This window comes from Marinococcus halophilus (assembly GCF_900166605.1).
GTDB classification, from domain to species: domain Bacteria; phylum Bacillota; class Bacilli; order Bacillales; family Marinococcaceae; genus Marinococcus; species Marinococcus halophilus.
Genome location: NZ_FVZD01000006.1, coordinates 58,985 through 85,195 on the forward strand (window position 1 = coordinate 58,985; position 26,211 = coordinate 85,195).

Consider the following 26,211-nt stretch of genomic DNA (forward strand, 5'->3'; position numbering starts at 1 on the left):
TCCTTCTGCATTCAGCAGAGGGAGTTTTTTTACCTGATTTGTTTATATGTAGAGAAAAGCGGCAGGTTATAGTTGTAAACGTTTGAAATCTGCTTCTTAAAAACGGTATGCTAGATACGGAATGTTTCCAATAGTTACAGTTATAGTCTAGAGAAGGAAGGTGTGCAATGTGATTACAGAAGAACAGGTGCGCGAAGCACTTCAGTCCATAGAAGATCCTGATTTGGGCAAGCCGATCGCTGAAACCGGTGGTATTCGCAGTATCAGTGTAAAAGAAGACAGCAAAGTGCGTTTAAAGATAGCATTGGCGAAAACAGGTACGCCTGAACAGATGCAGATGCAGCAGCAGGTGGTGGATACGATCAAAGAGGCTGGTGCTGACTCAGTAGGGCTCCGTTTTGAAACCCTTGAGCCCGAAGAAGTAGAAAAAGCCGGGGGTCTCAAAGGTGAAGAAGGGCCGAAGATTTTATCTGAGGATAATAAAACCCAGTTTATTACGATTGCCAGCGGAAAAGGCGGCGTTGGTAAATCTACGGTTACAGTAAACACTGCTGTAGCACTGGCTCGTGCCGGAAAAAAAGTGGGTATTATCGACGCAGACATTTACGGGTTCAGCGTACCGGACATGATGGGCATTGAAGAACGCCCGAAAGTTCAAGACGAGCGGATCTATCCGGTAGAACGTTTTGGAGTTAAAGTTATATCGATGGGATTCTTTGTGGAGGACAACGCTCCGGTGGTCTGGAGAGGCCCTATGCTTGGAAAAATGCTCAATAATTTCTTTAATGAAGTAGAGTGGGGCGATCTCGATTATCTATTGCTGGATCTTCCACCAGGCACAGGAGATGTGGCACTCGATGTTCACACTACCCTGCCTGAAAGCCAGGAAATCATTGTTACTACTCCGCATCCGACTGCAGCATTTGTAGCGGCCCGTGCCGGAGCGATGGCGATTAAAACCAACCACCGTGTATTAGGGATCATTGAGAATATGGCCTATTATGAAAGCCGCAGCGGTGAGAAAGAGTACGTCTTTGGCGAAGGCGGGGCAGACCGTTTGGCTGAAGAGTTAAAAGTCGGTATCCTAAGCCGGGTTCCCCTCGGGCAGCCGCTTGAAGACGATAGCGTGTTCGCTCCGTCAGTATATCAGCTGGAACACCCAATTGGTGAGCTGTATGATGAACTGGCATCGACTATTATGAAGAAAGTGCCGACTGAATAAAAGTTAATTGAAAAGAAGCCGCCTGCAGAAATTTGCAGGCGGCTTCTTTTTCTTTCTATTTATTATATTGAATAAGCTCTTCCATCGGCTGCTGGAGAGAAGGGACCGTATAAACATACTTAGAAGAAAACTCAGTTAACGGACTGATATGAATGCTTTCAATTCCAAGGAGAACCCCGGGCATCACATCATTCATCAGGTTATCTCCGATGACCATTGTTTCCTGGGGATTCACCCGGTATTCTTCCATTAGCTGTTTGTAATGATCCTTCGTTTCTGCCGGCTTATTGGCGGAGGTAATTCTAGTGTAAGGAGGCAGCAGGTCTTGAAGATTTAATTGCTGCAAAATGGCTTCTGCATCTTCATCATCACTATTGGTAACTAACACCATCTGCTTACCGTTAGATTGGAGCCATTGCAGGCCGGATCGGAGTGAAGGCGTGTGGGACAACTGGAAAGCTTCAGATGACATATATGTTTTAGTTTCTACGTAAGCAGCATAGGCTTCTTCCTTCGAAACGCCAAAATGCCTGGCAGTAGCGTGGGGCGTCCACCATCCATCCCCAATAGCTATTTTTTTATCAAAATCGAATGGAAAGCCTGCATACTCTTTTTTCCATATAGAAGGGTCCATTTCTTTTCCGGACCAACTGACCACTTTGATTGGCTGGGCAGACACTGGATCGAGATAGAGCACCCGGTCTTTTTCTGCATCGTAAGCTGTACCTATCTGCAGAGCCCGTTCACCTTTTTGAACAGCGTCGTATTCGGTAAAAAACGTGATCCTCTTTTTTTCTGGAATAAAAGCACCCAGTCGTTCAGCATAGTAGTCAAAGTGTTCAGTATCTTCATATAGCGTGCCATCCAGATCAAAGATTAATAATTCTTTATCGTTCCAGTGGATATCAGCCAATGGTCAATTCTCTCCTTTCTCCCTTACATACCACTAGAATAGCATAAAATCCGGCGCAATTAGTAATCAGAATAAAAAGGAAAGACCTATAAAAAAGGAGAGAAGGTAATAGATAATTGTACTTTAATTTATTTTTAAATTTTTTTAAAGAAATTATTAAAAATTGTTGACCGCTTAGAGCCACGGTGATATATTTATACATGCGCTTCCGAGAGAAGTGGAAAGCAACAACCGGAAATAATAAAATTTATAAATTGTTGTTGACTTTCATTTGCCTACTTGGTATGATATTAATTGTCGCTTTGAGCGGCAGATCGTTCTTTGAAAAGGAAAGACAAGCCAGAGCCCCAATCAAAAGCAACACTTTTTTAGGGCATCACTGATGCCACAGCATCAAACTTTTTACGGAGAGTTTGATCCTGGCTCAGGACGAACGCTGGCGGCGTGCCTAATACATGCAAGTCGAGCGCGGGAAGCCGGCGGACTCCTTCGGGAGGAAACCGGTGGAACGAGCGGCGGACGGGTGAGTAACACGTGGGCAACCTGCCGGACTGATGGGAATAACCCCGGGAAACCGGGGCTAATGCCCAATACGCCCTGACCTCGCCTGAGGTCAGCGGCAAAGCAGGGATCTTCGGATCCTTGCGCAGTCCGATGGGCCCGCGGCGCATTAGCTAGTTGGAGAGGTAAGGGCTCCCCAAGGCGACGATGCGTAGCCGACCTGAGAGGGTGATCGGCCACACTGGGACTGAGACACGGCCCAGACTCCTACGGGAGGCAGCAGTAGGGAATCATCCGCAATGGGCGAAAGCCTGACGGTGCAACGCCGCGTGAGTGATGAAGGTTTTCGGATCGTAAAGCTCTGTTGACAGGGAAGAACCCACGCCAGTCGAACAGGCTGGCGTGCTGACGGTACCTGTCCAGAAAGCCCCGGCTAACTACGTGCCAGCAGCCGCGGTAATACGTAGGGGGCAAGCGTTGTCCGGAATTATTGGGCGTAAAGGGCACGCAGGCGGTTTCGTCAGTCCGATGTGACAGGCCACGGCTCAACCGTGGAAGGCCATTGGAAACTGCGAAACTTGAGGACAGAAGAGGAGAGTGGAATTCCACGTGTAGCGGTGAAATGCGTAGATATGTGGAGGAACACCAGTGGCGAAGGCGACTCTCTGGTCTGTACCTGACGCTGAGGTGCGAAAGCATGGGGAGCAAACAGGATTAGATACCCTGGTAGTCCATGCCGTAAACGCTGAGTGCTAGGTGTTAGGGGTTTCGATACCCGTAGTGCCGAAGCTAACGCATTAAGCACTCCGCCTGGGGAGTACGACCGCAAGGTTGAAACTCAAAGGAATTGACGGGGGCCCGCACAAGCGGTGGAGCATGTGGTTTAATTCGACGCAACGCGAAGAACCTTACCAGATCTTGACATCTTCCGCTACGCCTCGAGAGAGGCGGTTCCCCTTCGGGGGACGGAATGACAGGTGGTGCATGGTTGTCGTCAGCTCGTGTCGTGAGATGTTGGGTTAAGTCCCGCAACGAGCGCAACCCCTAATCTTAGTTGCCAGCATTCAGTTGGGCACTCTAAGGTGACTGCCGGTGACAAACCGGAGGAAGGTGGGGATGACGTCAAATCATCATGCCCCTTATGATCTGGGCTACACACGTGCTACAATGGATGGTACAACGGGAAGCGAACCCGCGAGGGGGAGCCAATCCAGAAAAGCCATTCTCAGTTCGGATTGCAGGCTGCAACTCGCCTGCATGAAGCCGGAATCGCTAGTAATCGCGGATCAGCATGCCGCGGTGAATACGTTCCCGGGCCTTGTACACACCGCCCGTCACACCACGAGAGTTTGCAACACCCGAAGTCGGTGAGGGAACCCTGCTGGGACCCAGCCGCCGAAGGTGGGGCAGATGATTGGGGTGAAGTCGTAACAAGGTATCCCTACCGGAAGGTGGGGATGGATCACCTCCTTTCTATGGAGCATGACCCCGGTCCCGCAGGGACCGGGCAGGGGCCTGGCTTGGCTTTCCTTTTGAGAGACACGATCTCTCTATTTGTTTTTGGCACGTGGGACCTTGACAACCGAATACCGAGACCAACACACAAGCAACACAAGGCGGCCGGTTTACGAACCGGCGGCCGCGTCGAAGAATGACCGCGTATCGAGTGGTTAAGAAGAAAAGGGCGCACGGTGGATGCCTTGGCACTAGGAGCCGATGAAGGACGCGACGAACGGCGAAACGCTCCGGGGAGCTGTACGTAAGCTTTGATCCGGAGATGTCCGAATGGGGGAACCCGCCTTCCGTCATGGGAAGGCGTCCGGCCGCTGAACACATAGGCGGCGGACGGTAGACCCGGAGAACTGAAACATCTTAGTACCCGGAGGAAGAGAAAGCAAACGCGATTTCCCGAGTAGCGGCGAGCGAAACGGAATCAGCCCAAACCGGGATGCTTGCATCCCGGGGTTGTAGGACCCCCGCACGGCAGGCGGGGAGGATAGGCGAAGCGGCCTGGAACGGCCCGCCAGAGACGGTAACAGCCCGGTAGCCGGCATCCTCCCCCCGCCGGGGGTATCCTGAGTACGACGGGACACGAGAAATCCCGTCGGAAGCTGGGAGGACCATCTCCCAAGGCTAAATACTCCCTAGTGACCGATAGTGAACCAGTACCGTGAGGGAAAGGTGAAAAGCACCCCGGAAGGGGAGTGAAACAGATCCTGAAACCGTGTGCCTACAAGAAGTCGGAGCCCGTTAAGGGGTGACGGCGTGCCTTTTGTAGAATGAACCGGCGAGTTACGCTCGTCTGCAAGGTTAAGCCGCAAAGGCGGAGCCGCAGCGAAAGCGAGTCTGAAGAGGGCGATCAAGTAGGCGGGCGTAGACCCGAAACCAGGTGATCTACCCATGACCAGGGTGAAGGCCAGGTAACACTGGCTGGAGGCCCGAACCCACGCAAGTTGAAAATTGCGGGGATGAGTCGTGGGTAGCGGTGAAATGCCAATCGAACCTGGAGATAGCTGGTTCTCCCCGAAATAGCTTTAGGGCTAGCCTCGGGTACGAGAGTCCTGGAGGTAGAGCACTGATTGGACGAGGGGTCCTTCCCGGATTACCGAATTCAGTCAAACTCCGAATGCCAGTGACTTGCTGCCCGGGAGTCAGACGGCGAGTGCTAAGATCCGTCGTCGAGAGGGAAACAGCCCAGACCACCGGCTAAGGTCCCTAAGTCTGCGTTAAGTGGAAAAGGATGTGGAGTTGCTTAGACAACTAGGATGTTGGCTTAGAAGCAGCCATCATTGAAAGAGTGCGTAATAGCTCACTAGTCGAGTGACTCTGCGCCGACAATGTACCGGGGCTAAACGCAGCACCGAAGCCGTGGACTCTCCCGCATGGGAGAGATGGTAGGGGAGCGTTCCAGGGGCCCCGAAGCCGGACCGTGAGGACCGGTGGAGCGCCTGGAAGTGAGAATGCCGGTATGAGTAGCGAAAAGAAGGGTGAGAATCCCTTCCGTCGAAAACCCAAGGTTTCCTGAGGAAGGCTCGTCCGCTCAGGGTTAGTCGGGTCCTAAGCCGAGGCCGATAGGCGTAGGCGATGGAAAACAGGTTGATATTCCTGTACCACCTCCGTTCCATTTGAGTGATGGGGGGACGCAGGCAGGCACGGCCGCGCGCTAATGGACATGCGCGTTGAAGCTGGCAAGGCCGGGGGAGCGGCAAATCCCTCCCCCAGACGGCCAAGCGGTGACCAGGAGGGCCCTACGGGGCCCGAAGGGCCGGCACCTACCCTGCCAAGAAAAGCCTCTAGCGAGGAACGTGGTGCCCGTACCGTAAACCGACACAGGTAGGTGGGATGAGTATTCTAAGACGCGCGGGAAAACTCTCGTTAAGGAACTCGGCAAAAGGACCCCGTAACTTCGGGAGAAGGGGTGCTCCCCGGGGTGCATAGCCCCAGGGAGCCGCAGTGAAAGGGCCCAAGCGACTGTTTATCAAAAACACAGGTCTCTGCGAAGCCGTAAGGCGAAGTATAGGGGCTGACACCTGCCCGGTGCTGGAAGGTTAAGAGGAGGCGTTATCCCCCTCCGGGGGGAGAAGCGCCGAATTGAAGCCCCAGTAAACGGCGGCCGTAACTATAACGGTCCTAAGGTAGCGAAATTCCTTGTCGGGTAAGTTCCGACCCGCACGAAAGGTGCAACGACTTGGGCACTGTCTCAACGAGAGACCCGGTGAAATTATAATACCTGTGAAGATGCAGGTTCCCCGCGACAGGACGGAAAGACCCCATGGAGCTTTACTGTAGCTTGACATTGGATGTGGGTACCACTTGTACAGGATAGGTAGGAGCCATCGAATCCGGACCGCCAGGTTCGGAGGAGGCGCTGGTGGGATACTACCCTGGTGGTATCGACATTCTAACCGCAGGCCGTGATCCGGCCTCGGGACCGTGTCAGGTGGGCAGTTTGACTGGGGCGGTCGCCTCCCAAACAGTAACGGAGGCGCCCAATGGTTCCCTCAGAATGGTCGGACATCATTCGCAGAGTGCAAAGGCACAAGGGAGCTTGACTGCGAGACCCACAAGTCGAGCAGGGACGAAAGTCGGGCTTAGTGATCCGGCGGCACCGCATGGAAGGGCCGTCGCTCAACGGATAAAAGCTACCCTGGGGATAACAGGCTAATCTCTCCCAAGAGTTCACATCGACGGGGAGGTTTGGCACCTCGATGTCGGCTCATCGCATCCTGGGGCTGAAGTAGGTCCCAAGGGTTGGGCTGTTCGCCCATTAAAGCGGTACGCGAGCTGGGTTCAGAACGTCGTGAGACAGTTCGGTCCCTATCCGTCGCGGGCGCAGGAAAGGTGAAAGGAGCTGTCCTTAGTACGAGAGGACCGGGATGGACACACCGCTGGTGTACCAGTTGTTCCGCCAGGAGCACTGCTGGGTAGCTACGTGTGGACGGGATAAGTGCTGAAAGCATCTAAGCATGAAGCCCCCCTTAAGATGACCTTTCCCCTCTACGGAGATAAGACCCCTTGGAGATGACGAGGTAGATAGGTCCGGCGTGGACGCATGGCGACATGTGCAGCGGACGGATACTAATCGGTCGAAGTCTTATCCACGCTCAGCACGATACGCGGCGGTGGCCGCGGTCTCGGTATTTGGTTGTCAGGGCCCGACGGGCCGGTCCGGTGGCAACAGCGAAGAGGCCCCACCCGTTCCCATGCCGAACACGGAAGTTAAGCTCTTCAGCGTTGATGATAGCCGGGGGCTCTCCCCCCGTGAAAGTAGATCGCTGCCGGGCACCAAAGCCTTTTTCTCTTACTGGAGAGAAAGGCTTTTATCATATGAAATGATTTAATAAATAAGGTTGACTATGGCCTCAAAGCTCTTTACAATAGTATTTGTGTCTGCTCCGGACATGCAGGAGTGTACATATAATTAGAATATTTTATTTGCTTCCTTAGCTCAGCAGGTAGAGCGCATCCATGGTAAGGATGAGGTCACCGGTTCGAATCCGGTAGGAAGCTCCATTAACTCAATAACAACGCCAGTCCGCCATGCGGGCTGGTTTTTTTATTTTGAATAGTTTCGACACATGTTATTTTAAAAAACGCGAGAATAGGGTAAACTATATTCGTTCCGGAAAAGGAACGGTTACTGTTAAAGAAGCGGTGGTGAAAGTTAAATGAGGAAAAAGAAGTACGCTGATTATACTGAGTTACAAGCCTCTGAATTAGAAGGCCGGGATTATGAAATACGTGTGCTGCCAGGAAAAAATAACTCTCTAGCGGCCCTGGCTCCACATGGAGGAGCGATTGAAGCAGGGACCAGCGAACTGGTCGAAGAGCTTCATTGCAGCTATTACTTTTCGGGATATGATTTTCGTGCTAAAAAGCGTACTGATAACAGAACTCTGCACCTCCGTTCGACACATTTCGATGAACCAAGAGCTCTCTGCTTTGCTGCTGAGGCGTTATTTACAGTTACTCTTCATGGGTACCGGGACCAGGAAGAAAAAACTTATATAGGCGGGCTGGATACATTTACCGCGGGATTCATAGGTGCCGAACTGACCGTTGCAGGTTTTAATGTGGATTTTGAGCCGCCCTCGGCAATAAAAGGAAAGTACAGTGGGAATATTTGTAACAAAAACGGGAGAAATCAAGGCGTCCAGCTTGAGATCAGCTCTGCCCAGCGCCGTGCTTTTTTTGTTAATAATGATTTTCGCAGTGCAAATAGAGGTAACCGCCTTCCGGCTTTTTATGCGTATGCTGAAGCGATTGGAAAAGCTATGATGCAGGCACAAAACGCTATTCGTACGAGAGAAGTCCAGGTGTCTAAATAAATAACAACCAGGCTGGCTTAACAGCCCGGTTATTTACATAAAAAACTGATAAAAAGCAATACCTGCGTTTACAGCGAATAAAATACCGAAAAGACCTCCACCCAGTAATGCTGCTGTATTGACTCTTGTCCGTGGATCACGGATTGTGATAGCTGCAGCAAAAGATAAAGTAATAAACGCTGAAAGGTAAAAGCCAAAGCGAAGTATTTCATGAGCCCGGTCGCCGAGTTCCCATGTCAGGGCTTGATAGACCACCCCCATTCCAAATACAAGCATAACTATAAAGCAAATAACACCAATGCGTCGCAGGCCAGGCAGTGTGAGCACCTCCCTTATTTGTTAACTATAGATGATTTTAAGAGTTTAAAAATAAACTGGAGCACGGGCGGCAGTTACAAGCACAAAAATTTTTTGCCTTTGCGTTTTTGACAGCCGGAAATGGCGTCGGGGACGCTCGGGGGGCCCCCGCTTTTTCAAAAGTCCGGTAATTTTGATCCTGGAGCCAGTATAACGCACAGGCAGTAACTTTTATAATAAAAGGGGGAAAGAGAGGAGGTTTTTATGTTTACATATCAAATTTACGAAGAGCTTTATTTAAAATTACTCGAGCCATCGGACGCTCCGGCTATTTTTTCGCTGACAGACAACTCCCGGGAACATCTAAAAGAGTGGCTGCCGTGGGTGGATCACACTAACGAAGAGAAGGACACAAGAGCATTCATTCATGAGGCACGCTTGGGCTGGGCGGAGCAAAAAGCGGTTTCTGATGCTATTGTGTTTCGAGAAAGCATTATCGGAGTAGCTGGTTTTAACCGTCTCGACCAACAAAACAATCTCGGGGAAATCGGTTACTGGCTCGGGAAAGATTATCAGGGGAAAGGCATTATTACGGCGGTCACAGGCGCCTTGATTTCTTATGGATTTGACCAGCTTGGATTAAATAAAATCGTTATTAAAGTTGCTGCCGCCAATGCGAAAAGCCGTGCCTGAGAGATTGGGGTTCAAACAGGAAGGGGTACTGCGCCAGGAACACTGGCTGCGGGACCGGTACGTGGATATTGTAGTGTACAGCCTGCTGAACGAAGAATGGAAAAATTAAATGGTCGCCACCGCGCGATGAAGTATATTATAATAGTGCAATGTGTGCAAATCCATAATTAGATTGAGGGGTTATTTTTGGTGATTGTTGTAAGCGGAATGATTGGAATTGGCAAAACGAGTGTCGCCCAGATACTCGGAGATGGCTTGGATTCGAAAGTGTACTATGAGCATGTATCAGAAAATCCGATTCTTCCTCTGTTTTACAAGGCGGATCAACAAGAAATTAATGAAAAGCGGTACCCATTCCTGCTCCAGCTCTATTTTCTCCGGACGAGATTCCAATCGATCAAACAGGCGTATAAGGATGATGATGCGATTTTAGATCGCAGTATTTATGAAGACTGGTATTTTACGAAAATTAATCGTGATCTTGGAAACATTAATGACATGGAATTTTCTGTTTACGAAGGCCTGCTTGAAGAAATGATGAAGGAAATTGACGGCCTTCCTTACAAAAAAGCTCCAGATCTTAATGTGTATCTGCGTGGCTCTTTTGAAACAGTCATGGATCGGATTTTTAAGCGTGGACGGGATTTTGAACAGGACGAAGAGCTGGTGGAGTATTACCGGAAGCTCTGGGAAGGCTACGACGACTGGCTGGAAAATTACTACAGTGCTAGTGATACTTTAATTGTAGATATGGATAAGACGGACGTTGTGCATAATCCGCAGGATGCAGAAGCCCTAGTGGAACAGGTAAAAGATCTGTTGCAAGCTAAAAACAAAATATAAAAAATGAAAACTCCCGGGAATAAAGTCTCCGGGAGCTATTTCTTATATAATTAGAAAAATATGAAGGAAAAGTATGGAAAAGGATAAATATTGAATATTATTGCATGACAATCATTGCACTCATATTTCAAAAAATTGTAATAGTTTACAGTTTTCTAACAACAATATGTAAGACCTTGTAGGGTTGAAAGCCGCTGCGTATACTAAGCCGTAAGTAACACATAACAAACAAAAAACTAGGAGGTGACAGCGTTACTTATTAACAGGGAGAATTTATACATATAAGAACCATCAACGTGCCTAAAGGCAATACTGTTAATAATCCAACGCGCACTATATATGAAAAAGTTTGTAATGAGTTCAGCAGTAGCGGCTGCAATTTTATTTGCCCCCTCTGTAGCAGATGCTTCGATTGGGGATCAGAACCTTAAATCGGGAATGGAAGATTCAGATGTCTCAGAGCTACAACAATGGCTAAATGATAAAGGCTACGAAGCAGGCCCCGTAGATGGTATTTTTGGCCCGCTGACAAAGCAGGGCGTGGAATCCTTTCAGGCAGCACAAAGTATATCTGTAGATGGCGTTGCTGGTCCTGAAACGTTTGGGGAAATGGATTTAGGCGAATCGAGTACAGGGGAAAGCAGTTCTGAAGAGTCAGATAATAAGGCAGTAGCCGCAGAGTCTACATATAACAGTTCTGGATTTGCGCTTCCGGCTTCCGGCCCTGTAACATCTGAGTACGGGCAACGCGGCAGCGGGACCCATAACGGAATTGACATTGGGTATGGCGGCAGTCCCAGTATTTCTGCTTCTGCTGCCGGCACAGTAACATATGCCGGTACAATGAATGGCTACGGCAATACGATTATCTTAGAGCATACTTTGAACGGCCAAACGTATAACACGCTTTATGCACATTTAAATTCGATTCATGTCTCGAATGGGGAAGCGGTATCCCAGGGAGAAAGTATCGGTGTTATGGGGAACACTGGCCGAAGCACGGGCAGACATCTGCATTTTGAAGTACATGAAGGTGCATGGAACGGCGCAAAATCAAACGCTGTTAATCCGCGTTCCTACGTTTCTTTCTAAAAGGAGTTCAAGCACAGCGCATCCTCTGGACAAGAGGATGCGCTGTTTTGATTATATAAAAAAGCCCCGGCTTTGCGGCCGGGACTTAAAATCAGTTACTCTTCAGAATTACTATTTCCTTCTGATTCGGAAGCAACGTTGTTTTCGATTTCTGCATCTTCACGCAGCTGATCGGTGTATTCCTGCTGTTGCTCAGAGCGTTTTTGAGATTGAAGCTGCTGTTCGATCTGCGGACGCAGGTCTTCAAGAGAGCCAGCATCTTCGCCCTGGCCTTGAGTCATCTGGTTGTACATTTCTTCTACTTCTTCATCGGTAACTTCAACATCTTCAAGCTCTTCATCTAAAAGAGCCTGTATCTGAAGGGAGGTGCGTGCTTCCTCGCGTAATTCTTCTTCTGTGTACCCCTGCTCTTCAAGGGCTTGCTGATATTCTTCATCAGATTCAAACTGTTCTTTGATAGAGCTTATCTGCTCCTCTACATCTTCTTCACTAACCTCATAATCCCCTGCTTCAGCTTCCTGTACTAAAAGTTCCTGGTTAATAAGGGATTCAGCTGTTTGTTCTTTCAGGGTTGATTGGAGCTCTTCATTACTTTGGTTACCGGATGCAGCAGCTTGCGCAGCATACTGCTCGTAGTTAGTAGTAAAGATCGGCTCGAATTCCTCTTTGGTGATTTCTTCTCCATTCACGGTAGCGACTACATCAGGCACATCGCTTAAATCCGGTTCAGGTAAGTCTTCAGACTGCTGTTCATTGGAGTTCTGATTGTTACCAGAGTCTTGGTTATTGCCGGAAGCTTGTTGATCAGAGGATCCTTCGCCTGATTCTTCCTGCTGGTTGTTATCATTGTTGTTATTGGAGCTTTCCTCTGACTGTTGTTCTTCGTTTCCGTTATTATTATCAGAGGAATTTTCCCCGCCGTCGCCGTTGCTGCAGGCGCCAATAATTGCCACCGACAAGGCGAGGCCTGTGCTCAGAATCCATTTTTTGCTCACTCTGATTTCTCCTCTCCATTGTATGCTCTCCGGGCATTGTAACACACGCCGTTACTCCTGTATGCTTTAACAGTCTATAAAAATGTATAATTATTATGAAAACTTGTAAAAGAAGAAAAAAGTATTGAAAGTTACGAAAGAATGTCGGCAAATCTCAAAATTCCTGATAAATAGCTGGAATAGTACGGTTGAAAGAGGAGGACAAACACATGGCTGCGTATTTTATGCTTATTATGGTGGTATTTTTTTATTCTGGAAATATTTTGGTAGGAAAGGCCATAAATGATCTCCCACCTTTTACAATAGCTTTCTTTCGGCTGCTGATTGCTTTTTTGTGCATTGTTCCCCTGGGCTGGAAAAGCGCCTGGAGGGCACGAAATGTATTTTGGGAGCATAAGCTGCCGTTGTTGCTGTTAACTGTGACAGGTGTAACGTTTTTTAATACATTCATCTATGGTGCGCTTCAATTTACTTCTTCTACTAACGTTTCTGTATTGGAAACAATAATCCCGGCAGTAACTGTTTTATTAAGTACATATATTTTAAAAGAAAGGCTTCGCTATATTCAATGGATTGGCGTCGTGCTCTCGATTACAGGGGCACTATGGGTGGTGATGAACGGCAGATTATTTGCTATAACAGAAATGAACTGGAACGCCGGCGACGGTATTATGATAGGGGCCGTCGCCTGCTGGTCCATTTATTCCATCGCTGTGAAGCGCTATATGCACCTGTTTCCACCTTACGGCGTGCTGCTTGTAATGACAGGAGCATCGGTTGTAATTTTAGTTCCTTTTATTACTATGGAGTGGCTTCTTCTCGGCGTGCCTTCGTTCGCCTTAGGCGAGCAGCTGCCAAGCCTGATGTATCTGGGCCTCTTTCCGGGCTTCATTGCCCTGTTGTTTTATAATCGGGCCGTCGATCAGCTCGGGGCCTCAAAGGCTTCAGTTTTCCTGAATTTCCTACCGGTAGTAACGATGGCAGGGGCGGTGCTCTGGCTCGGGGAAACACTAACACCGGCCAAAGTGATTGGAGCACTGATTGTTATAGCCGGAGTTCTGCTCACCACGCAGGGAAGACCGAAACGGTTTCCGGAAGGAAAGAAGAAAAGAAGACTGTAAAAAGCTGCTTCCCCCGTATCGGGAGAGGCAGCGGTTAATGCTCTACGGGCGCTTCTGGTCCCGATAGAGCACGTTGGTAAAAAACAAGGTCAAGCCAGCGTTCAAACTTATATCCGGCTTTTTTGACCGTGCCGACGTATTCAAAAGCTTCAGTTTCATGCAGATAGATGCTGCCCGGGTTGGAAGAATCGATGCCGGCGATCATAGTAGCGAACCCTTCCTTTTCCGCATGGTCGATCAATGTGCGAAGCAGGGTGCGGCCGACCCCGGCCCCGCGGGACTCGGGGTGGACATATACCGAATGCTCAATAGAGTATTTGAAAGCTGCCCAGGGGCGGAACGGGCCGTAAGTAGCATATCCCTGTATTTTTCCATTTTGTTCATAAACAAAAACTGGGAGGTCCTGCTGTTTTTTTGTACGGAGCCACTCCAGCCGGTTTTCTGTCGAATAGGGATGGTAATCGTAGACAGCAGTTGTGTTCAGGATAGCATCATTGTATATTTCGGTAATCGTATGAATATCGGCTTCTTTAGCTGGACGAATGCTCATAGAAAATCTCCTTTCCCTGCTTAAAAGTAATACAATTTCAGTCTTTTCGCAATCATAATGTATAAAGAACGGAAGTGCCGGGAATATATCTGGAAGATCATAAAGAGAATAGCCGAAGAGGTTAAAACAGGAGGGAGAGTAAAGCATGACACTAAAAGTAGTTTTTGATTCCGGGATCGCCGGCAGCGACCGTATCCAGGTGAATGATGAAATCACGTTAAAGTACAGGTGTGAGCATTATGAACCAATAGACGGCTCTCCTTATTTTAAAGTAGATTTTGAAACAAAGGATCCTTTTGAACCACAAGAAGGAACAGTTTATTTTAATGGTACGAATTCCAGAGTGGATAAGTACGGTCACGTATTTTATTTATTATAAAAAGAAGCTGCCCCGGCGGCGGCTTCTTCGTACATAAGAATAAATGGGAGTGCGGATCATGTGGTTTATTTTAGCGCTGTTAAGTGCCGTTGTATTTGGTTTTTCTTCTTTTTTCATGAAGGTTAATTCTTTTTGGCAGCTGCCGTTAATGCCATTTTTGACAGGGCTCTATACGAGTGGGAGCCTCGGTTTTTTCGGTTATGCCCTAATGGAGGGGACACTGCATTTGAGTCTAGCAGTGCTTCTCGGCGGGGTGATGGTGGGAGCTGGATCCGCTTTTGGCAACCTTCTATACATGAAAGCTTTAAATGTTGGTCCCGCCAGCCTGTCTTCTCCGCTGGTGAATACAAATATTCTGCTGATTGTTCTTTTAGGCTTATTTGTCTATGGAGAGCAGATCGGGGCAGTTCAGTACGCAGGCATTGGTTTAATTATGGCAGCTATCGCGATACTGCCTTTGGATCCCAAAGAAGACTTTTCGATAAAGAGCAGAGCATGGTATGGCTTTATTTTAACTGCGACATTGTTCATGTTTTTTCGTAACGGAGGACTGAAAATCACAGAAGAAGCCGGCCTTGAGAATACCCCGGTGTTGCTTGCAGGCTATCTGCTTGGCATGGTTTACTCGTTATACGGATGGCACCGCAAAAAGCAGCAGCGAGCTCGTTCCGGTGCTCCTGTACATACGGGAAAGGCATTTAGCTGGGGACTGGTTACAGGCATTTTTTCATTTGGGGGGATGCAGCTGTACGCTGCAGCTCTCCGGGAAGGGCCGGCAAGTATTGTTTCACCTTTATTTGCAGCCCACGCGCTGTTAGTAGCGGTGCTTTCGATGTTATATCTACAGGAGCGTATTACGAGGTACCAGGCGGTAATACTTGCAGTTGTCCTTATTGGGATTGTTTTTCTTCGTCTATAATAAAAAATCCGCCGTTTTCCGGCGGATTTTTTACTGGCGTTCGCCAACAACTGCGAAGCGCTGGTTTTCGTGAACGGGGGATTCTATTTCATCGACAACTGCCACAGCGTAATCTGCATAGCTGAGATAGCTTTCTTTGTCGCTGTTAAGCGGCAGAACATCCTGGGAAGTAGAGTAGGAACCAGTACGCCTGCCTTCTACGTCAAAGTTTACAGCCGGGCTGATAAACGTCCAGCGTATGCCGGTTGCCTGCTGCAGCTCCTGTAAGTTGCGGCTCTGCCCGTTAGCTGTCGGTTTTACAGCCTCGGGAAATTCCGGTGTCTCTACCACCTGGGTCGTTTTTCCGTTATCTGTAAACAGGCTGCCGGCACCACCTACCACGATTAAACGGGTATCAGGAGCTTCCTGGATGATAGAAATGAGGTGATGACCTGCTTCTACGTGGGCTTCTTCTTCTCCGAGTCCGGCTCCGAACGCATTCACCAGCACATCAAAATCTTTTATGTCAGAAGCCGTTAAAGAAAAAAGGTCTTTTTCTATTAAACGCATGCTGTGGCCGGAAAGCTTCGAGGCGTCCCGCACAATAGCTGTGACCTCTATGCCCCGGGCTTCTGCTTCTTTTAAAATGCGGCTTCCGGCTTTTCCGGAAGCACCAATAATGCCTGCTTTCATCAATCAATCACTCCTTTTATTTATAGTTTTAGCCTTTGCATCCACGACAAGAAAACATCTCTTTATATATTATACAAAGAGATGTGCTGTCACATCTGCCAGGGTTTGCTTTTGCAGTTCTGCTTCCATGGCATTTTGGGCCCTCTTAAATGATTGATCGAGGGTGTTTTGAATATTTCGGCCAACAGGGCAGTCAGGATTGGGGCTGCTGTGTGTGGAAAACAGTAAGTCCTCCTGCTGTACCGCCCGGTAAATATCAAGAAGCGTAATGTCCTCCGGACTTCTGGAGATTAAAGCACCAGAGACGCCGGGCTTTGTCTGCAGCAGGCCTGCCTGCTTTAACATGCCTGAAATCCTGCGGATAACGACAGGGTTTGTATTAACGCTTGCTGCCATATAACTGGAGCTAAGTCTTTGATCCGGCTTAGTCGCAAGCAGCGAAAGAATATGGACAGCGACAGAGAATCGTGTATTTATCATTGCTGATCACCACCTGTAACTTTAATGGTTACAAAACGATCATAGAATAACTATTTATAAAAGTTCAGCACCATTTATTATTTGGTTTTATTGCTTCCATATGAGTCAGGGCTGGCTAAGGGCTTTTTATCTATACCCAATTTTAGCAGTAATAGAACCGGAAATTGGAGCGGGGAGCATTTCTGGGCGGAAAAGGAGTTAGTGCTCGGCATTCTCCGGCTCTACGTGCACATGTACGTCATGAACGCCGTGCTGTTCAATTAAGGCGTACTCCACTTTCGTAGCTGTATTGTGTGCTTCCTGGATATCGAGTGAAGGATCTACTAGAATCGTAATATCAACAACGGTGTTATTCCCGTAATTCCTTGCTTTTATATTCTGGACTTTTTGGACGTCGTACAGCTCAGAGATTGTTTCCCGGTAATCTTCAATTTTATTCTCATCGAAACCATCTGTGAGCTGCAGTGCTGCTCCCCGGAAAACGTCCCAGCCAGTTTTAATAATTAATAAACCTACGAGAGCAGCTGTCAGTGGGTCCAGCCAGTACAATTGAAATTGAGCACCGATGATGCCGATAACGGTACCAATGCTCACCATGGCATCGCTCCAGTTATCTTTAGCCGCAGCCATGATAGAGGGACTGTTAATTTTTTTGGACAACTTTTTGTTATAGGTGTAAACACCAAACATGCATACGGCAGCGAAGGCGCCGACAAAAGCGGAAATTAAGCCGGGAGGCCCGGATGGCCCATCAAGGATAGACTGAACAGCGCTCACAAATACCTGGAGCCCGACCGCAAGCATAATAAAGGAAGTGAACAAAGAAGCAACCATTTCGGCTTTCCAATGGCCGTAAGGGTGGTCAGCGTCCGGCGGTTTCTGGGAATAGCGGAGCCCAAACAGCACAGCGATCGACGCAATGGTATCAGTTAAGTTATTTAGCCCGTCAGCACGTAGTGCAGCTGAATTGGCCAGCTGGCCGACGGTGAGCTTTAGAGCAGATAGAAACAAATAAGCGAAGATGCTGATAATAGCTCCCCGCTCTCCTCGTTTTAAATTACGTATACGTTCATCATTCATAAGACCAGGGCCTCCTGCGCAAGTGATCGACCTATAGAGTAGCAGGAAAGTTCTCATTGAGTCTACAGCAATGTTTTTCCACGGCGGTATAAAAATGATTGACAGGAAAGAAATTTGCACTACGGCAAAGTTCGTAATAATGTATAAAGTACAAGCTTTTTGTTCCCAATCGTCTGTAATATTTGTTATACTAAACCCATCAACCAGTTATATAACAATGAACCATTCGTTGTGCTTTAATGGACCGGGGGGAGACCTGCCTGAGGCAACGGATGGCATCAGCTATCAAGGAGGCCAATAGAATGGTTGAAAGAAATGCAGACGTAGAAGAATTTTTAAATTCGCTCCCGGAACAGCAAAGCTCGGTATTCCGCTACATGCGAGATGAGTATGAAGCCTTGGCAGAGCGGGGGGAGCGGTTTGACGAAGCTAAGAATGACGAACACGTTGAAATTCTGGCCAGTAAAAAATTCGACGTCTCTCCTTTAGAAGCTGGAAACATTTACGCGACGGTAGAATCGCGTATCAACGCTTTTGAAGCCCTGCGTTCTTCGTAAAAACTCTCAGGAAGACTAACTATGTAGAAAAGCCCTGCTGAATCAGCAGGGCTTTTCTTATGGGAAGCGGAAAATTTAATACTGCATAAATAATTCCTTGGCTCAGGGTCCGCGTTGTAGAAATAACTGTTAAGGAGAACGATCTATCTGATACAATATATCCGTACCTTTCATTAGAGGCGGAGGGCCAAAGCATGAAAAAGATCTTTTACAGTCTGCTTTTTGTTATAGGGGCAGTTTTGTTAATTAATGCATCATTTTTTGCACTTCCGCAAAAAACTGTCGCATCCCTTTTAACGCACCAGGACGAACCTCAAAATGCCGATGTTATTATTGCTCTCAGCGGCGATTTTGAGCGCTTATATACAGTAGCTGATTTGATAGAAAAAGGCTACGCGGATAAAGTGATCTTAACCAACGGGGAAGATGGCAGCTTTAATGAGAATCTGGCAGTGCGGGCAGGCATACCTGAAGAAGCGATTATTATGGAGAATCAGGCCTCCAGCACCCATGAAAATGCTGTGTATTCAAAAACGATTATGCAGAAGCGAAATTTTGATTCAGCCCTGGTGGTAACAAGTGATTATCATATGAAGCGAACAAAAATTCAATTTGATGACGTGATGACAGACACTGGTATTGCTCTGGATTATGTTCCTCATGTGCATGCAGAAGAAGCCTGGGGGCCTAAGCATGTCCAGCTTTGGAAGGAGTTTTATAAACTCACGGGCACAATAGGGATCGAATCATGGGAGCGAATGTCATAAAAAAACGAGCAGAGTGCCTCTGCTCGTTTTTTATTTATTTACGACCGGACAGAACCATGCGGGTCAATAACGAATTTCTTCGCAGCCCCTTTGTCGAAATCCTGATAGCCCTTAGGTGCATCATCCAATGAAATCAGCGTTGCGTTTACGGCTTTTGCAATTTGTGCTTTATCACTTAGAATCAGTTTTAATAAATTGCGGTGATACTGCATCACTGGCGTCTGGCCGGTAACGAACGTATGGGCCTTCGCCCAGCCCAGGCCGATACGGATTTTCAGGGAGCCCTGCTTGGCGTCATCATCGGAGGCGCCAGGATCTTCGGTCACGTAAAGACCTGGGATACCCAGCCGTCCGCCAGCCTCAGTCACTGACATGATTGAGTTCAGTACAGTAGCCGGAGCTTCTTTCGCCTCGGGCCCGTGGCCGGAGGCTTCAAAACCAACAGCGTCAACCGCGCAGTCCACTTCAGGTACGCCGAGAATCTGCTCAATCTGTTCTCCAAGGCTGTCGTGCTTTGTTAAGTTCACGGTTTCGCAGCCAAAGCTTTCTGCCTGCTTAAGACGCTGTTCATTAAGGTCACCTACAATAACGACCGAAGCCCCGAGAAGCTGGGCGGAGTGAGCAGCAGCAAGTCCTACCGGGCCGGCACCGGCGACGTATACGGTAGAACCAGGGCGAACGCCCGCAGAAGCGGCCCCGTGAAAGCCGGTGGGGAAAATGTCCGAAAGCATCGTCAGATCCATGATTTTTTCCATGGCCTGCTCTTTATCCGGGAAGGCAAGCAGCTGGAAGTCTGCATAAGGAACCATCACATATTCAGACTGTCCGCCTACCCAGCCGCCCATATCTACGTAGCCGTAAGCTCCGCCCGGCCGTTCAGGGTTTACATTTAAGCATATATGAGTTTTTTGTTCTTTGCATAGCTTACATCTGCCGCATGCTACGTTAAACGGCACAGAAACGAGGTCGCCTTTTTTGATGAATTCTACGTCACGCCCTACTTCAACTACCTCGCCAGTAATTTCGTGGCCAAGTGCCAATCCTTTTGGAGCGGTGGTTCTTCCGCGGACCATATGCTGGTCACTTCCGCAAATGTTAGTCGTTACAATTTTGAGAATAACACCGTGCTCACATTTTCGTCCTGCGTTAGACGGCGGAACACCTGGACCTTCATGAAGTACTAAATCAGGATAGCCAATGTCTTGAACCTCGACTTTACCAGGACCTTGATAAACGACTGCTTTGTTGCTCATCCTTTAATTCCTCCTCATGGTAATGAAGTAGGAGCGCTTACGCCCTACGTACAGTGTATTTGATAAATGATTTTCAAGGAAGAACGCACTTTCTTGTTCATTGCTTACCGCTATGATACTATGTATAAAAAAGGGAGCGCTTTCATATGATGGATCCATTCCAGGCACATTGTAAGATGGAAGTGACGCTGGCTGTGATCAGTGGCAAATGGAAAGCAGATATTGTACAGATGCTTTCCGATGGGAGTCCCCGAAGATATGGATTTTTCCAGAAAAATCTTCCCGAGGTCACTCCGAAAATATTGACGAATCAGTTGCGCGAGCTCGAAAACGCAGGTATTTTGACCCGGGTCATTTATCCGGAGGTGCCGGTGCGGGTCGAATATCAGCTCACGGAAGCCGGGCTGGACCTTCTCCCAATTTTAGAAGCAATGGAAAGATGGGCGTTAAGCTATATCGAAAAAATTCAACAGCGTGGTTGTGAAATGTAATTCTGGATCCCCTTTTATATATAGAAGCCGCAATATAACGGCTGACTATATGAAAAAGGGGATGTTTTAATGTTTCAACAACTACCTCAGCTCGTCGATGTACGGGGAAGCGTGAAAAGAAATGGCTCTTATCAAAAAAGATCATTATCACAAATTACTGGGATCGCAAGGCACCACTCAGCAACGACAAGCGGAGATGCTTTTTCTTTTGCCAATTATCATGTGGATACGCTTGGCTGGCCAAGCGTTGGCTATCATTTTGTTATTACAAAAGACGGAACGATTCAATGGGCCAATGGGATTGACCGGATTTCATACCATGTAGGAAACAACAATACTCCGTTGATAGGTGTATGCCTTGTTGGAAACAGCTCGTTTACCGAAGCTCAGGAACGTTCATTTTTTGATCTCCAGGCGGCGCTTCGGGGCACAGCCGGAGTCGATGTTTCGATCGCTGATGTTAAAGGTCACCGGGAATATCCCGGACATTCGTCAAACACATGCCCTGGTATTGACATGGATACGGTGCGGGGAGCGGTGCGCGATGGCCGTCCGGTAGGAGAGGATTTAAATCCAACCCTTCGTCCCGGTGACAATGGCCCGAGTGTCGCGCGAATGCAGCAGATGCTTCTTGATGCAGGAGAGAAACTGCCGTTGTACGGCACAGACGGAGATTTTGGAAAGGAAACGGAAAACGCGGTCCGTTCCTTCCAGGAGTCACAAAATTTAACTGTAGACGGCATTGTTGGCCCGAACACCTGGGAAGCTCTTGAAGCCTCTGCAGTGAAAGGAAAGCTCGCAGTAGTACTGGCCGAATTACTGAATGTGCGCTCCCGCCCTTCTTTTGATGCCGATGCGGTAGTAGGCACAGTCAGCCGGGGAGAAGCATTTACCATTATGGAAAAAGTGAATGTTGAAGGAAGCAGCACCGAAATGTTTCAGTTAAAATCAGGTCTTTATATCACGGCTCATCCAAGTTATGTTCAAGTAAAATAAAATGTTCAGGAGACGGGCGCTAGCGCCCGTCTTTTTTCCTATTTTTTTCTCTTTTATAATATTTATCCAAATAAATGGTTTTTTTCTATATAATGAGCATATGTAGTGTTAAAACTCAGAATATTCCAACCAAATTTTAGTGCTGCATACATATTTATTGAAAGGAGGGGGACTATGCCTTTAAGGAAAAAAATTGGACTGATTCTAGGACCGGCGTTGTTTGCTTTATTATTTTTTCTCCCTTCGCTTACCGGTCTTGAGAGCGAACCGAGAGCAGTGCTTGCCGTTACGGCCTGGGTAGCTTCATGGTGGATCACAGAAGCACTGCCCATACCAGCTACGTCGTTGCTTCCTATCTTTTTGCTCCCTATTACTGGAGGGGCGGATGAAGAAACAGCAACAATGGCCTATGCCGACCCCATCGTTTTTATGTATATGGGCGGCTTCACCATTGCTCTTGCGATTGAAAAATGGAACCTACATAAACGAATTGCGATGACAATTATTTCATTTGTCGGCACGGGGAGCCAGCGCATTGTTCTAGGCGTTATATTGGCGACAGCCCTGCTGTCCATGTGGATTTCAAATGCAGCTACCGCGTTAATGATGCTGCCTATTGCACTAGCGTTAATAAAAGAGGTGAAGGATAAAGATTTCTTTGATGAAGTATCCTTGAACCGTTTTGCCAAGGGGCTGCTGCTGTCAGTAGCCTATTCAGCCTCTATCGGCGGGCTGGCTACATTAATAGGCTCAGTGCCCAACGCTGCTTTTGCAGCTGTGGCTTCGTCCAATCTGGACCGGACGGTTACTTTTGCAGAATGGTTTTTATTTGGCTTTCCTTTAACGCTTATTCTTCTTACGGGGCTTTATTTTTATTTAACGAAAATTCAGTTCCGTGTGGCAGCGCAAAAGGATATTTCCACTGATTTTGCAAGAAACCAGCTGAAAGAGCTGGGGCCTATGTCTTTTGAAGAAAAATCGGTGCTGACCATCTTTACCGTTGTCGGTTTTCTTTGGATTACAAGCGGATTTATCCCGGAAGCCTATCGTCTGTCGGATACTTCTATATCCATTATCGGGGCTACTTCGATGTTTTTGCTTCCTGCTAAACAGGAAAGGGGCGGGCTCATGGTATGGCAGGATATGAAAGAGCTGCCCTGGGGGCTGCTGTTACTTTTCGGGGGCGGGCTGTCTCTTGCGGCAGCATTTGAATCTTCGAATTTAACAGGATGGTTTGGCGAGCTTTTGGGGGGACTTGAGGTACTTCCTTTTGTCTTAATTTTAATTGTACTTGCTGCCATAGTATTGTTTATGACAGAAATTATGTCCAATACGGCAGTGTCGAACATGCTGATGCCGATCAGCATCGGTCTTGCGCTTGGAATAGGAGTAGACCCTTACGCGATTATGGGGATCGTAGCTTTAACAGCCAGTTGTGCCTTTATGCTGCCAATATCCACTCCGCCCAACGCTGCAGTTTTTAGTTCAGATTATTTAACCATTGATGACATGGTGAAAGCCGGATTCTGGATGAATATTGTCGCTATCTTCGTCATCGTTGCGTTTGTTTACTTCTGGCAGCCAGTTGTATTGAATTATTAAGTGTATAAAACCTGCCCGGCCTTTGAGAAGAGATAAAAAAAGATTGTTTTATGCGGAAAGGATTATTTTATGTACACCTATACGATGGGAGAAGGTGAGATATTATTTTCGTTTATTGCGATACTTGCAGTTTGGTTTGTATTCGATGGGCTTTTGCGTCTAAAAACCAGACACCCCTATAGGAGTGAACCAAAACGGAAAAGAAGCAAGCCCATAATTATGCTGGAACGATCTTTAGAATGGACGGGAGCTGCCATCGCGTTTCTTTTGACTGCCTATTCCGGAACGTTTCCGCTGTGGAGTCTGGTGTCGCCAGTAGCAGCGCTTGCTGTAGTTCAATTAATTCAAGGGATGGAGCGGCTGGGGAATGTGCCCGAAGCGAAAGCTCATTGGCATTCGTTTTTAGGAGCGGTATTAACTGCCTCTGTATTGTGTCTGGGACTGGCGGTGTTGATATAGAAGCTTTGAACCACGAGCAAGTTTATTAAAAAACGCCCCCTGCAAACAAGCAGAGAGGCGGTTATTAAAAGATGTAGGAATTAATCGATCGTCTTTGCACCAATATAATGTTCTTCCCAGTAATCGCTGTTCGTGTCAGCGACTTCGACACCGCTTGAGCCAGAATGGATCATTTGCCCGTCTCCAATGTATATACCGCTGTGCGAAGCGCCTTCTGTGTCATACGTACCCTCATAAAAAACAACGTCGCCCACGTTTGGTTCTTCCACGAATTCACCGTTGTTCTGCCAGATGCCTTCATGGGTTCTTGAAACGTCTGTACCATTTTCCTCAAACACGTAGTTGATAAAGCCGCTGCTGTCCAGACCGCTTGCGGTAGTTCCCCCCCATTCATAAGGAGTGCCTAGTACGCTTTCCGCAGAATCAACAAGTCCGGAATCAGACGTGTTGGATGATGTGCTTTCAGTGGAAGGCTCCGAAGATTCTCCAGAGGATGCAGAAGCGACTTCTTCGTTTTCTTCATTATTTTCGCTGCTTTCATTGCTGCTCTCTTCTGTTTCATCACGAGCCTCGGAGGAGTCTTCTGTTTCATCCAATGCCCCCATGGTTTCAGGGCCGGCGATACCGTCTATGCTTAAGTTATTTTCTGTTTGAAATGCTTCTACAGCTTCTACAGTTTCTTCATCATAAGTACCATCAATTTCGGAATTGTAGTAATCAAGATCGCTTAACGTCGATTGAAGAGCTTCTACGCTGGCGCCTGAGTCACCAAGATAAAGAAGAGTGTCGTCAGCAGATTCAGATTTGTTCGCTGTCTCGGCAGAGTCTTCTTGGCTGGAGCTGGTGCTTGCGCTTGAATCAGAATCAGCGAACGCAGCTGCATTTCCACTTAAAGCCGGAGTTAAAGCTAAAGCCGTAACGACGGCAGAGGATAATATATACTTTGGTGCTTTTCTGTTAGATTTAAACATTTATGTTCCTCCTCATGATGTAAATCAATTTATCAAACTGTGAGTAAGTGTAACAAATAGAATGATTCGGGAGGTTTCAGCCAGATTACGTTTTAATAACGCTGAGTATAAAATAGGAAATAATTAATGATCAATTTCTCATCAAATAAAGTGTAAAATGCGAAATGAAAGGAAAAGCGCCCAAATATTATCTGTAATATTTTTAATATAAAAAATATTTTGTTTATTTAATGATTAATTTTCTGAAGGGGGAGTATGAATGGTAAAGGCAGAAAAGAAACCGTTACGAGAAAGAGTGAAGGTGGTTGGCCCGGGGGTGATTGTAGCTGCTTCATTTATTGGGCCGGGGACAGTTACTACAGCTACCGGGGCAGGAGCTTCTTTTGGGTTCGCCCTGCTTTGGGCCGTCATTTTTTCAATTGTCACGACTATTATACTTCAGGAAATGTGTTCGCGGCTCGGAATAATTACTGGAAAAGGCCTGGGGGCAGCGATAAGAGATCAATTTACAAACCCACTGCTGAAATACGGGTCCATGTGGCTTATGATTATTGCTATTGTATTTGGGTGTGCTGCTTACATTGCCGGCGACTTGCTTGGTACTTCATTAGGATTAACGACACTGACGGGTGTTTCTGAAAATACCATAGGCCCTGTCGTAGGCATAATTATTTTATTGCTTGGGCTTAGCGGAAGCTATAAGTTAATTGAACGGGTAATGATAGTACTGATTTCGGTCATGAGTGTAACATTTGTGACCACAATGGTAACTGCCCAGCCGGATCCCGCGGAATTGTTTCAAGGAGCTTTTATTCCCTCGATTCCACCGGAAGCTATAATTACAGTGATAGCAATTGTTGGTACTACGGTTGTTCCGTACAATTTATTTCTCCATTCAGAGAATGTAAAAGAACGCTGGAGCGAGCCAGGGCATTTGAAAGAAGCACGTCTGGACGTATTTTTATCGATCGGCTTGGGGGGATTAATTACAGCAGCCATTTTAATTACGTCGGGGGCTACCATACGTGGACTTGAAGTAGAATCCGTCGCAGACCTTGCATTGCAGCTTGAGCCACTGCTGGGCAGTTGGGCCACCGCCTTTATCAGCATTGGTTTATTTGCTGCAGGTTTTTCTTCCGCGCTTGCATCGCCACTTGGAGCAGCGGTTACCGTCAGCAGCGTATTAAAATGGAAACGGGGCATGAAAAATATCCGATTTAAACTGGTATTCCTATCCGTGATGGTCATTGGGATTGTTTTCTCCGGACTTGGGTTTGAACCTCTAGATGTTTTGCTTTTTGCTCAAGCATTAAACGGTCTTATTCTGCCTTTTGTCTCAATTATGCTTCTAGTTATTATGAATAACAAAAACCGCCTCGGCCATTACGTGAATCATTGGAAGATGAATCTGGTGGGAGGAGTTATCGTACTGGTTTGCATGTTTCTCGGTGGCTACAGCATTGTGGATGCGATTATGGCCTTTACTTCATAAACCGTCTAGTTTCTTCTAGGGAAATATAAAAGAAAAAG

General features: G+C 47.4%; 25 protein-coding genes, 1 tRNA gene and 3 rRNA genes. 20 read left to right on the plus strand and 9 right to left on the minus strand.

All coding sequences use genetic code 11. The annotated features are described in order from the left end of the window. Nucleotides 1-169 precede the first annotated feature (169 nt). Nucleotides 170-1,222 carry a P-loop NTPase gene (locus tag B5066_RS06405; RefSeq protein ID WP_079475135.1) on the plus strand — a complete coding sequence of 351 codons (1,053 nt, stop codon included), beginning with the start codon at nt 170-172 and terminating at the stop codon, nt 1,220-1,222. A 55-nt stretch (nt 1,223-1,277) separates the two neighbouring features. Here the strand turns inward: B5066_RS06405 and B5066_RS06410 are convergent, their stop codons facing one another. Beyond that, nucleotides 1,278-2,135, minus strand: a complete 858-nt coding sequence (locus tag B5066_RS06410; protein ID WP_079475136.1) for an HAD family hydrolase — start codon at nt 2,133-2,135, stop codon at nt 1,278-1,280. 401 nt (nt 2,136-2,536) lie between these two features. Between B5066_RS06410 and B5066_RS06415 the strand changes: the two genes are divergently transcribed. From B5066_RS06415 to B5066_RS06435, 5 genes are all read left to right on the plus strand, one after another. Further along, nucleotides 2,537-4,109: ribosomal RNA gene (locus B5066_RS06415) — 16S ribosomal RNA — on the plus strand. Between the two features lie 195 nt (nt 4,110-4,304). Beyond that, a 23S ribosomal RNA gene (locus tag B5066_RS06420) occupies nt 4,305-7,238 on the plus strand. 65 nt (nt 7,239-7,303) lie between these two features. Then, a 5S ribosomal RNA gene (gene rrf / locus B5066_RS06425) occupies nt 7,304-7,420 on the plus strand. Together the 16S, 23S and 5S rRNA genes with 1 tRNA gene alongside form the textbook arrangement of a ribosomal RNA operon. Nucleotides 7,421-7,573: 153 nt before the next feature. Beyond that, nucleotides 7,574-7,649, plus strand: a tRNA-Thr gene (locus B5066_RS06430). A gap of 155 nt (nt 7,650-7,804) precedes the next feature. Beyond that, complete coding sequence (locus B5066_RS06435) at nt 7,805-8,464, plus strand: poly-gamma-glutamate hydrolase family protein (protein WP_079475137.1); 660 nt, start codon at nt 7,805-7,807, stop codon at nt 8,462-8,464. A 33-nt stretch (nt 8,465-8,497) separates the two neighbouring features. Here the strand turns inward: B5066_RS06435 and B5066_RS06440 are convergent, their stop codons facing one another. Continuing rightward, nucleotides 8,498-8,791, minus strand: a complete 294-nt coding sequence (locus B5066_RS06440; RefSeq protein ID WP_143745404.1) for a hypothetical protein — start codon at nt 8,789-8,791, stop codon at nt 8,498-8,500. 234 nt (nt 8,792-9,025) lie between these two features. Between B5066_RS06440 and B5066_RS06445 the strand changes: the two genes are divergently transcribed. From B5066_RS06445 to B5066_RS06455, 4 genes are all read left to right on the plus strand, one after another. After that, a complete protein-coding gene (locus tag B5066_RS06445; protein ID WP_244897355.1) occupies nt 9,026-9,454 on the plus strand; it encodes a GNAT family N-acetyltransferase in 429 nt (142 codons plus the stop codon). Next, nucleotides 9,447-9,563 (plus strand): GNAT family N-acetyltransferase, encoded by a 117-nt coding sequence (locus tag B5066_RS16935; RefSeq protein ID WP_244897356.1) that lies wholly within the window; start codon nt 9,447-9,449, stop codon nt 9,561-9,563. The genes B5066_RS06445 and B5066_RS16935 overlap by 8 nt, the downstream gene beginning before the upstream one ends. 80 nt (nt 9,564-9,643) lie before the next feature. Next, complete coding sequence (locus B5066_RS06450) at nt 9,644-10,297, plus strand: deoxynucleoside kinase (protein WP_079475139.1); 654 nt, start codon at nt 9,644-9,646, stop codon at nt 10,295-10,297. Nucleotides 10,298-10,636: 339 nt separating this feature from the next. Continuing rightward, complete coding sequence (locus tag B5066_RS06455) at nt 10,637-11,389, plus strand: peptidoglycan DD-metalloendopeptidase family protein (RefSeq protein WP_079475140.1); 753 nt, start codon at nt 10,637-10,639, stop codon at nt 11,387-11,389. 95 nt (nt 11,390-11,484) lie between these two features. On the opposite strand, the gene B5066_RS06460 is transcribed toward B5066_RS06455, so the two are convergent. Beyond that, a complete protein-coding gene (locus B5066_RS06460) occupies nt 11,485-12,384 on the minus strand; it encodes a SurA N-terminal domain-containing protein (RefSeq protein ID WP_158219215.1) in 900 nt (299 codons plus the stop codon). A gap of 209 nt (nt 12,385-12,593) precedes the next feature. Here B5066_RS06460 and B5066_RS06465 point away from each other — a divergent pair, with 209 nt between their 5' ends. Then, the gene (locus tag B5066_RS06465) at nt 12,594-13,505 is read left to right on the plus strand and encodes a DMT family transporter (RefSeq protein WP_079475142.1); all 912 of its coding nucleotides are present in this window, start codon (nt 12,594-12,596) and stop codon (nt 13,503-13,505) included. 34 nt (nt 13,506-13,539) lie between these two features. On the opposite strand, the gene B5066_RS06470 is transcribed toward B5066_RS06465, so the two are convergent. Further along, complete coding sequence (locus B5066_RS06470) at nt 13,540-14,055, minus strand: GNAT family N-acetyltransferase (RefSeq protein WP_079475143.1); 516 nt, start codon at nt 14,053-14,055, stop codon at nt 13,540-13,542. A 145-nt stretch (nt 14,056-14,200) separates the two neighbouring features. On the opposite strand from B5066_RS06470, the gene B5066_RS06475 reads away from it, so the two are divergent. Together B5066_RS06475 and B5066_RS06480 are read left to right on the plus strand one after the other, a co-directional pair. Continuing rightward, the gene (locus B5066_RS06475; RefSeq protein ID WP_079475144.1) at nt 14,201-14,434 is read left to right on the plus strand and encodes a hypothetical protein; all 234 of its coding nucleotides are present in this window, start codon (nt 14,201-14,203) and stop codon (nt 14,432-14,434) included. A gap of 58 nt (nt 14,435-14,492) precedes the next feature. Continuing rightward, a complete protein-coding gene (locus tag B5066_RS06480) occupies nt 14,493-15,353 on the plus strand; it encodes a DMT family transporter (RefSeq protein ID WP_179124046.1) in 861 nt (286 codons plus the stop codon). Nucleotides 15,354-15,383: 30 nt separating this feature from the next. Here the strand turns inward: B5066_RS06480 and B5066_RS06485 are convergent, their stop codons facing one another. From B5066_RS06485 to B5066_RS06495, 3 genes are all read right to left on the minus strand, one after another. Further along, on the minus strand, nt 15,384-16,025 hold the full coding sequence (locus B5066_RS06485) for an NAD(P)-dependent oxidoreductase (RefSeq protein ID WP_079475146.1): 642 nt from the start codon (nt 16,023-16,025) through the stop codon (nt 15,384-15,386). Nucleotides 16,026-16,094: 69 nt separating this feature from the next. Further along, a complete protein-coding gene (locus B5066_RS06490) occupies nt 16,095-16,505 on the minus strand; it encodes an Rrf2 family transcriptional regulator (RefSeq protein WP_079475147.1) in 411 nt (136 codons plus the stop codon). A 198-nt stretch (nt 16,506-16,703) separates the two neighbouring features. Next, nucleotides 16,704-17,585, minus strand: coding sequence for a cation diffusion facilitator family transporter (locus B5066_RS06495; protein WP_079475148.1), 882 nt, complete (start codon nt 17,583-17,585; stop codon nt 16,704-16,706). Between the two features lie 302 nt (nt 17,586-17,887). On the opposite strand from B5066_RS06495, the gene B5066_RS06500 reads away from it, so the two are divergent. Together B5066_RS06500 and B5066_RS06505 are read left to right on the plus strand one after the other, a co-directional pair. Continuing rightward, nucleotides 17,888-18,142 (plus strand): hypothetical protein, encoded by a 255-nt coding sequence (locus B5066_RS06500; protein ID WP_079475149.1) that lies wholly within the window; start codon nt 17,888-17,890, stop codon nt 18,140-18,142. Nucleotides 18,143-18,336: 194 nt separating this feature from the next. After that, entirely contained in the window at nt 18,337-18,909 is a 573-nt protein-coding gene (locus B5066_RS06505; protein ID WP_079475150.1) for a YdcF family protein, read from the plus strand. A 38-nt stretch (nt 18,910-18,947) separates the two neighbouring features. Here B5066_RS06505 and fdhA read toward each other — a convergent pair whose 3' ends face one another. Beyond that, on the minus strand, nt 18,948-20,162 hold the full coding sequence (gene fdhA, locus B5066_RS06510) for a formaldehyde dehydrogenase, glutathione-independent (protein WP_079475151.1): 1,215 nt from the start codon (nt 20,160-20,162) through the stop codon (nt 18,948-18,950). 146 nt (nt 20,163-20,308) lie between these two features. On the opposite strand from fdhA, the gene B5066_RS06515 reads away from it, so the two are divergent. The 4 genes from B5066_RS06515 to B5066_RS16560 all read left to right on the plus strand — a co-directional run bounded on the left by B5066_RS06515 (nt 20,309) and on the right by B5066_RS16560 (nt 23,710). Further along, nucleotides 20,309-20,653: a winged helix-turn-helix transcriptional regulator gene (locus B5066_RS06515; protein ID WP_094909019.1), complete on the plus strand. Its 345-nt coding sequence runs from the start codon at nt 20,309-20,311 to the stop codon at nt 20,651-20,653. Between the two features lie 69 nt (nt 20,654-20,722). Continuing rightward, nucleotides 20,723-21,649, plus strand: coding sequence for a peptidoglycan-binding protein (locus tag B5066_RS06520; RefSeq protein ID WP_079475152.1), 927 nt, complete (start codon nt 20,723-20,725; stop codon nt 21,647-21,649). A 174-nt stretch (nt 21,650-21,823) separates the two neighbouring features. Next, nucleotides 21,824-23,251, plus strand: a complete 1,428-nt coding sequence (locus tag B5066_RS06525) for an SLC13 family permease (protein WP_079475153.1) — start codon at nt 21,824-21,826, stop codon at nt 23,249-23,251. A gap of 219 nt (nt 23,252-23,470) precedes the next feature. Continuing rightward, on the plus strand, nt 23,471-23,710 hold the full coding sequence (locus B5066_RS16560; RefSeq protein WP_143745405.1) for a hypothetical protein: 240 nt from the start codon (nt 23,471-23,473) through the stop codon (nt 23,708-23,710). Between the two features lie 80 nt (nt 23,711-23,790). Here B5066_RS16560 and B5066_RS06535 read toward each other — a convergent pair whose 3' ends face one another. After that, a complete protein-coding gene (locus B5066_RS06535; RefSeq protein WP_079475155.1) occupies nt 23,791-24,681 on the minus strand; it encodes a C40 family peptidase in 891 nt (296 codons plus the stop codon). A gap of 259 nt (nt 24,682-24,940) precedes the next feature. On the opposite strand from B5066_RS06535, the gene B5066_RS06540 reads away from it, so the two are divergent. After that, complete coding sequence (locus B5066_RS06540) at nt 24,941-26,173, plus strand: Nramp family divalent metal transporter (protein ID WP_079475156.1); 1,233 nt, start codon at nt 24,941-24,943, stop codon at nt 26,171-26,173. The last annotated feature ends 38 nt before the right edge of the window (nt 26,174-26,211 follow it).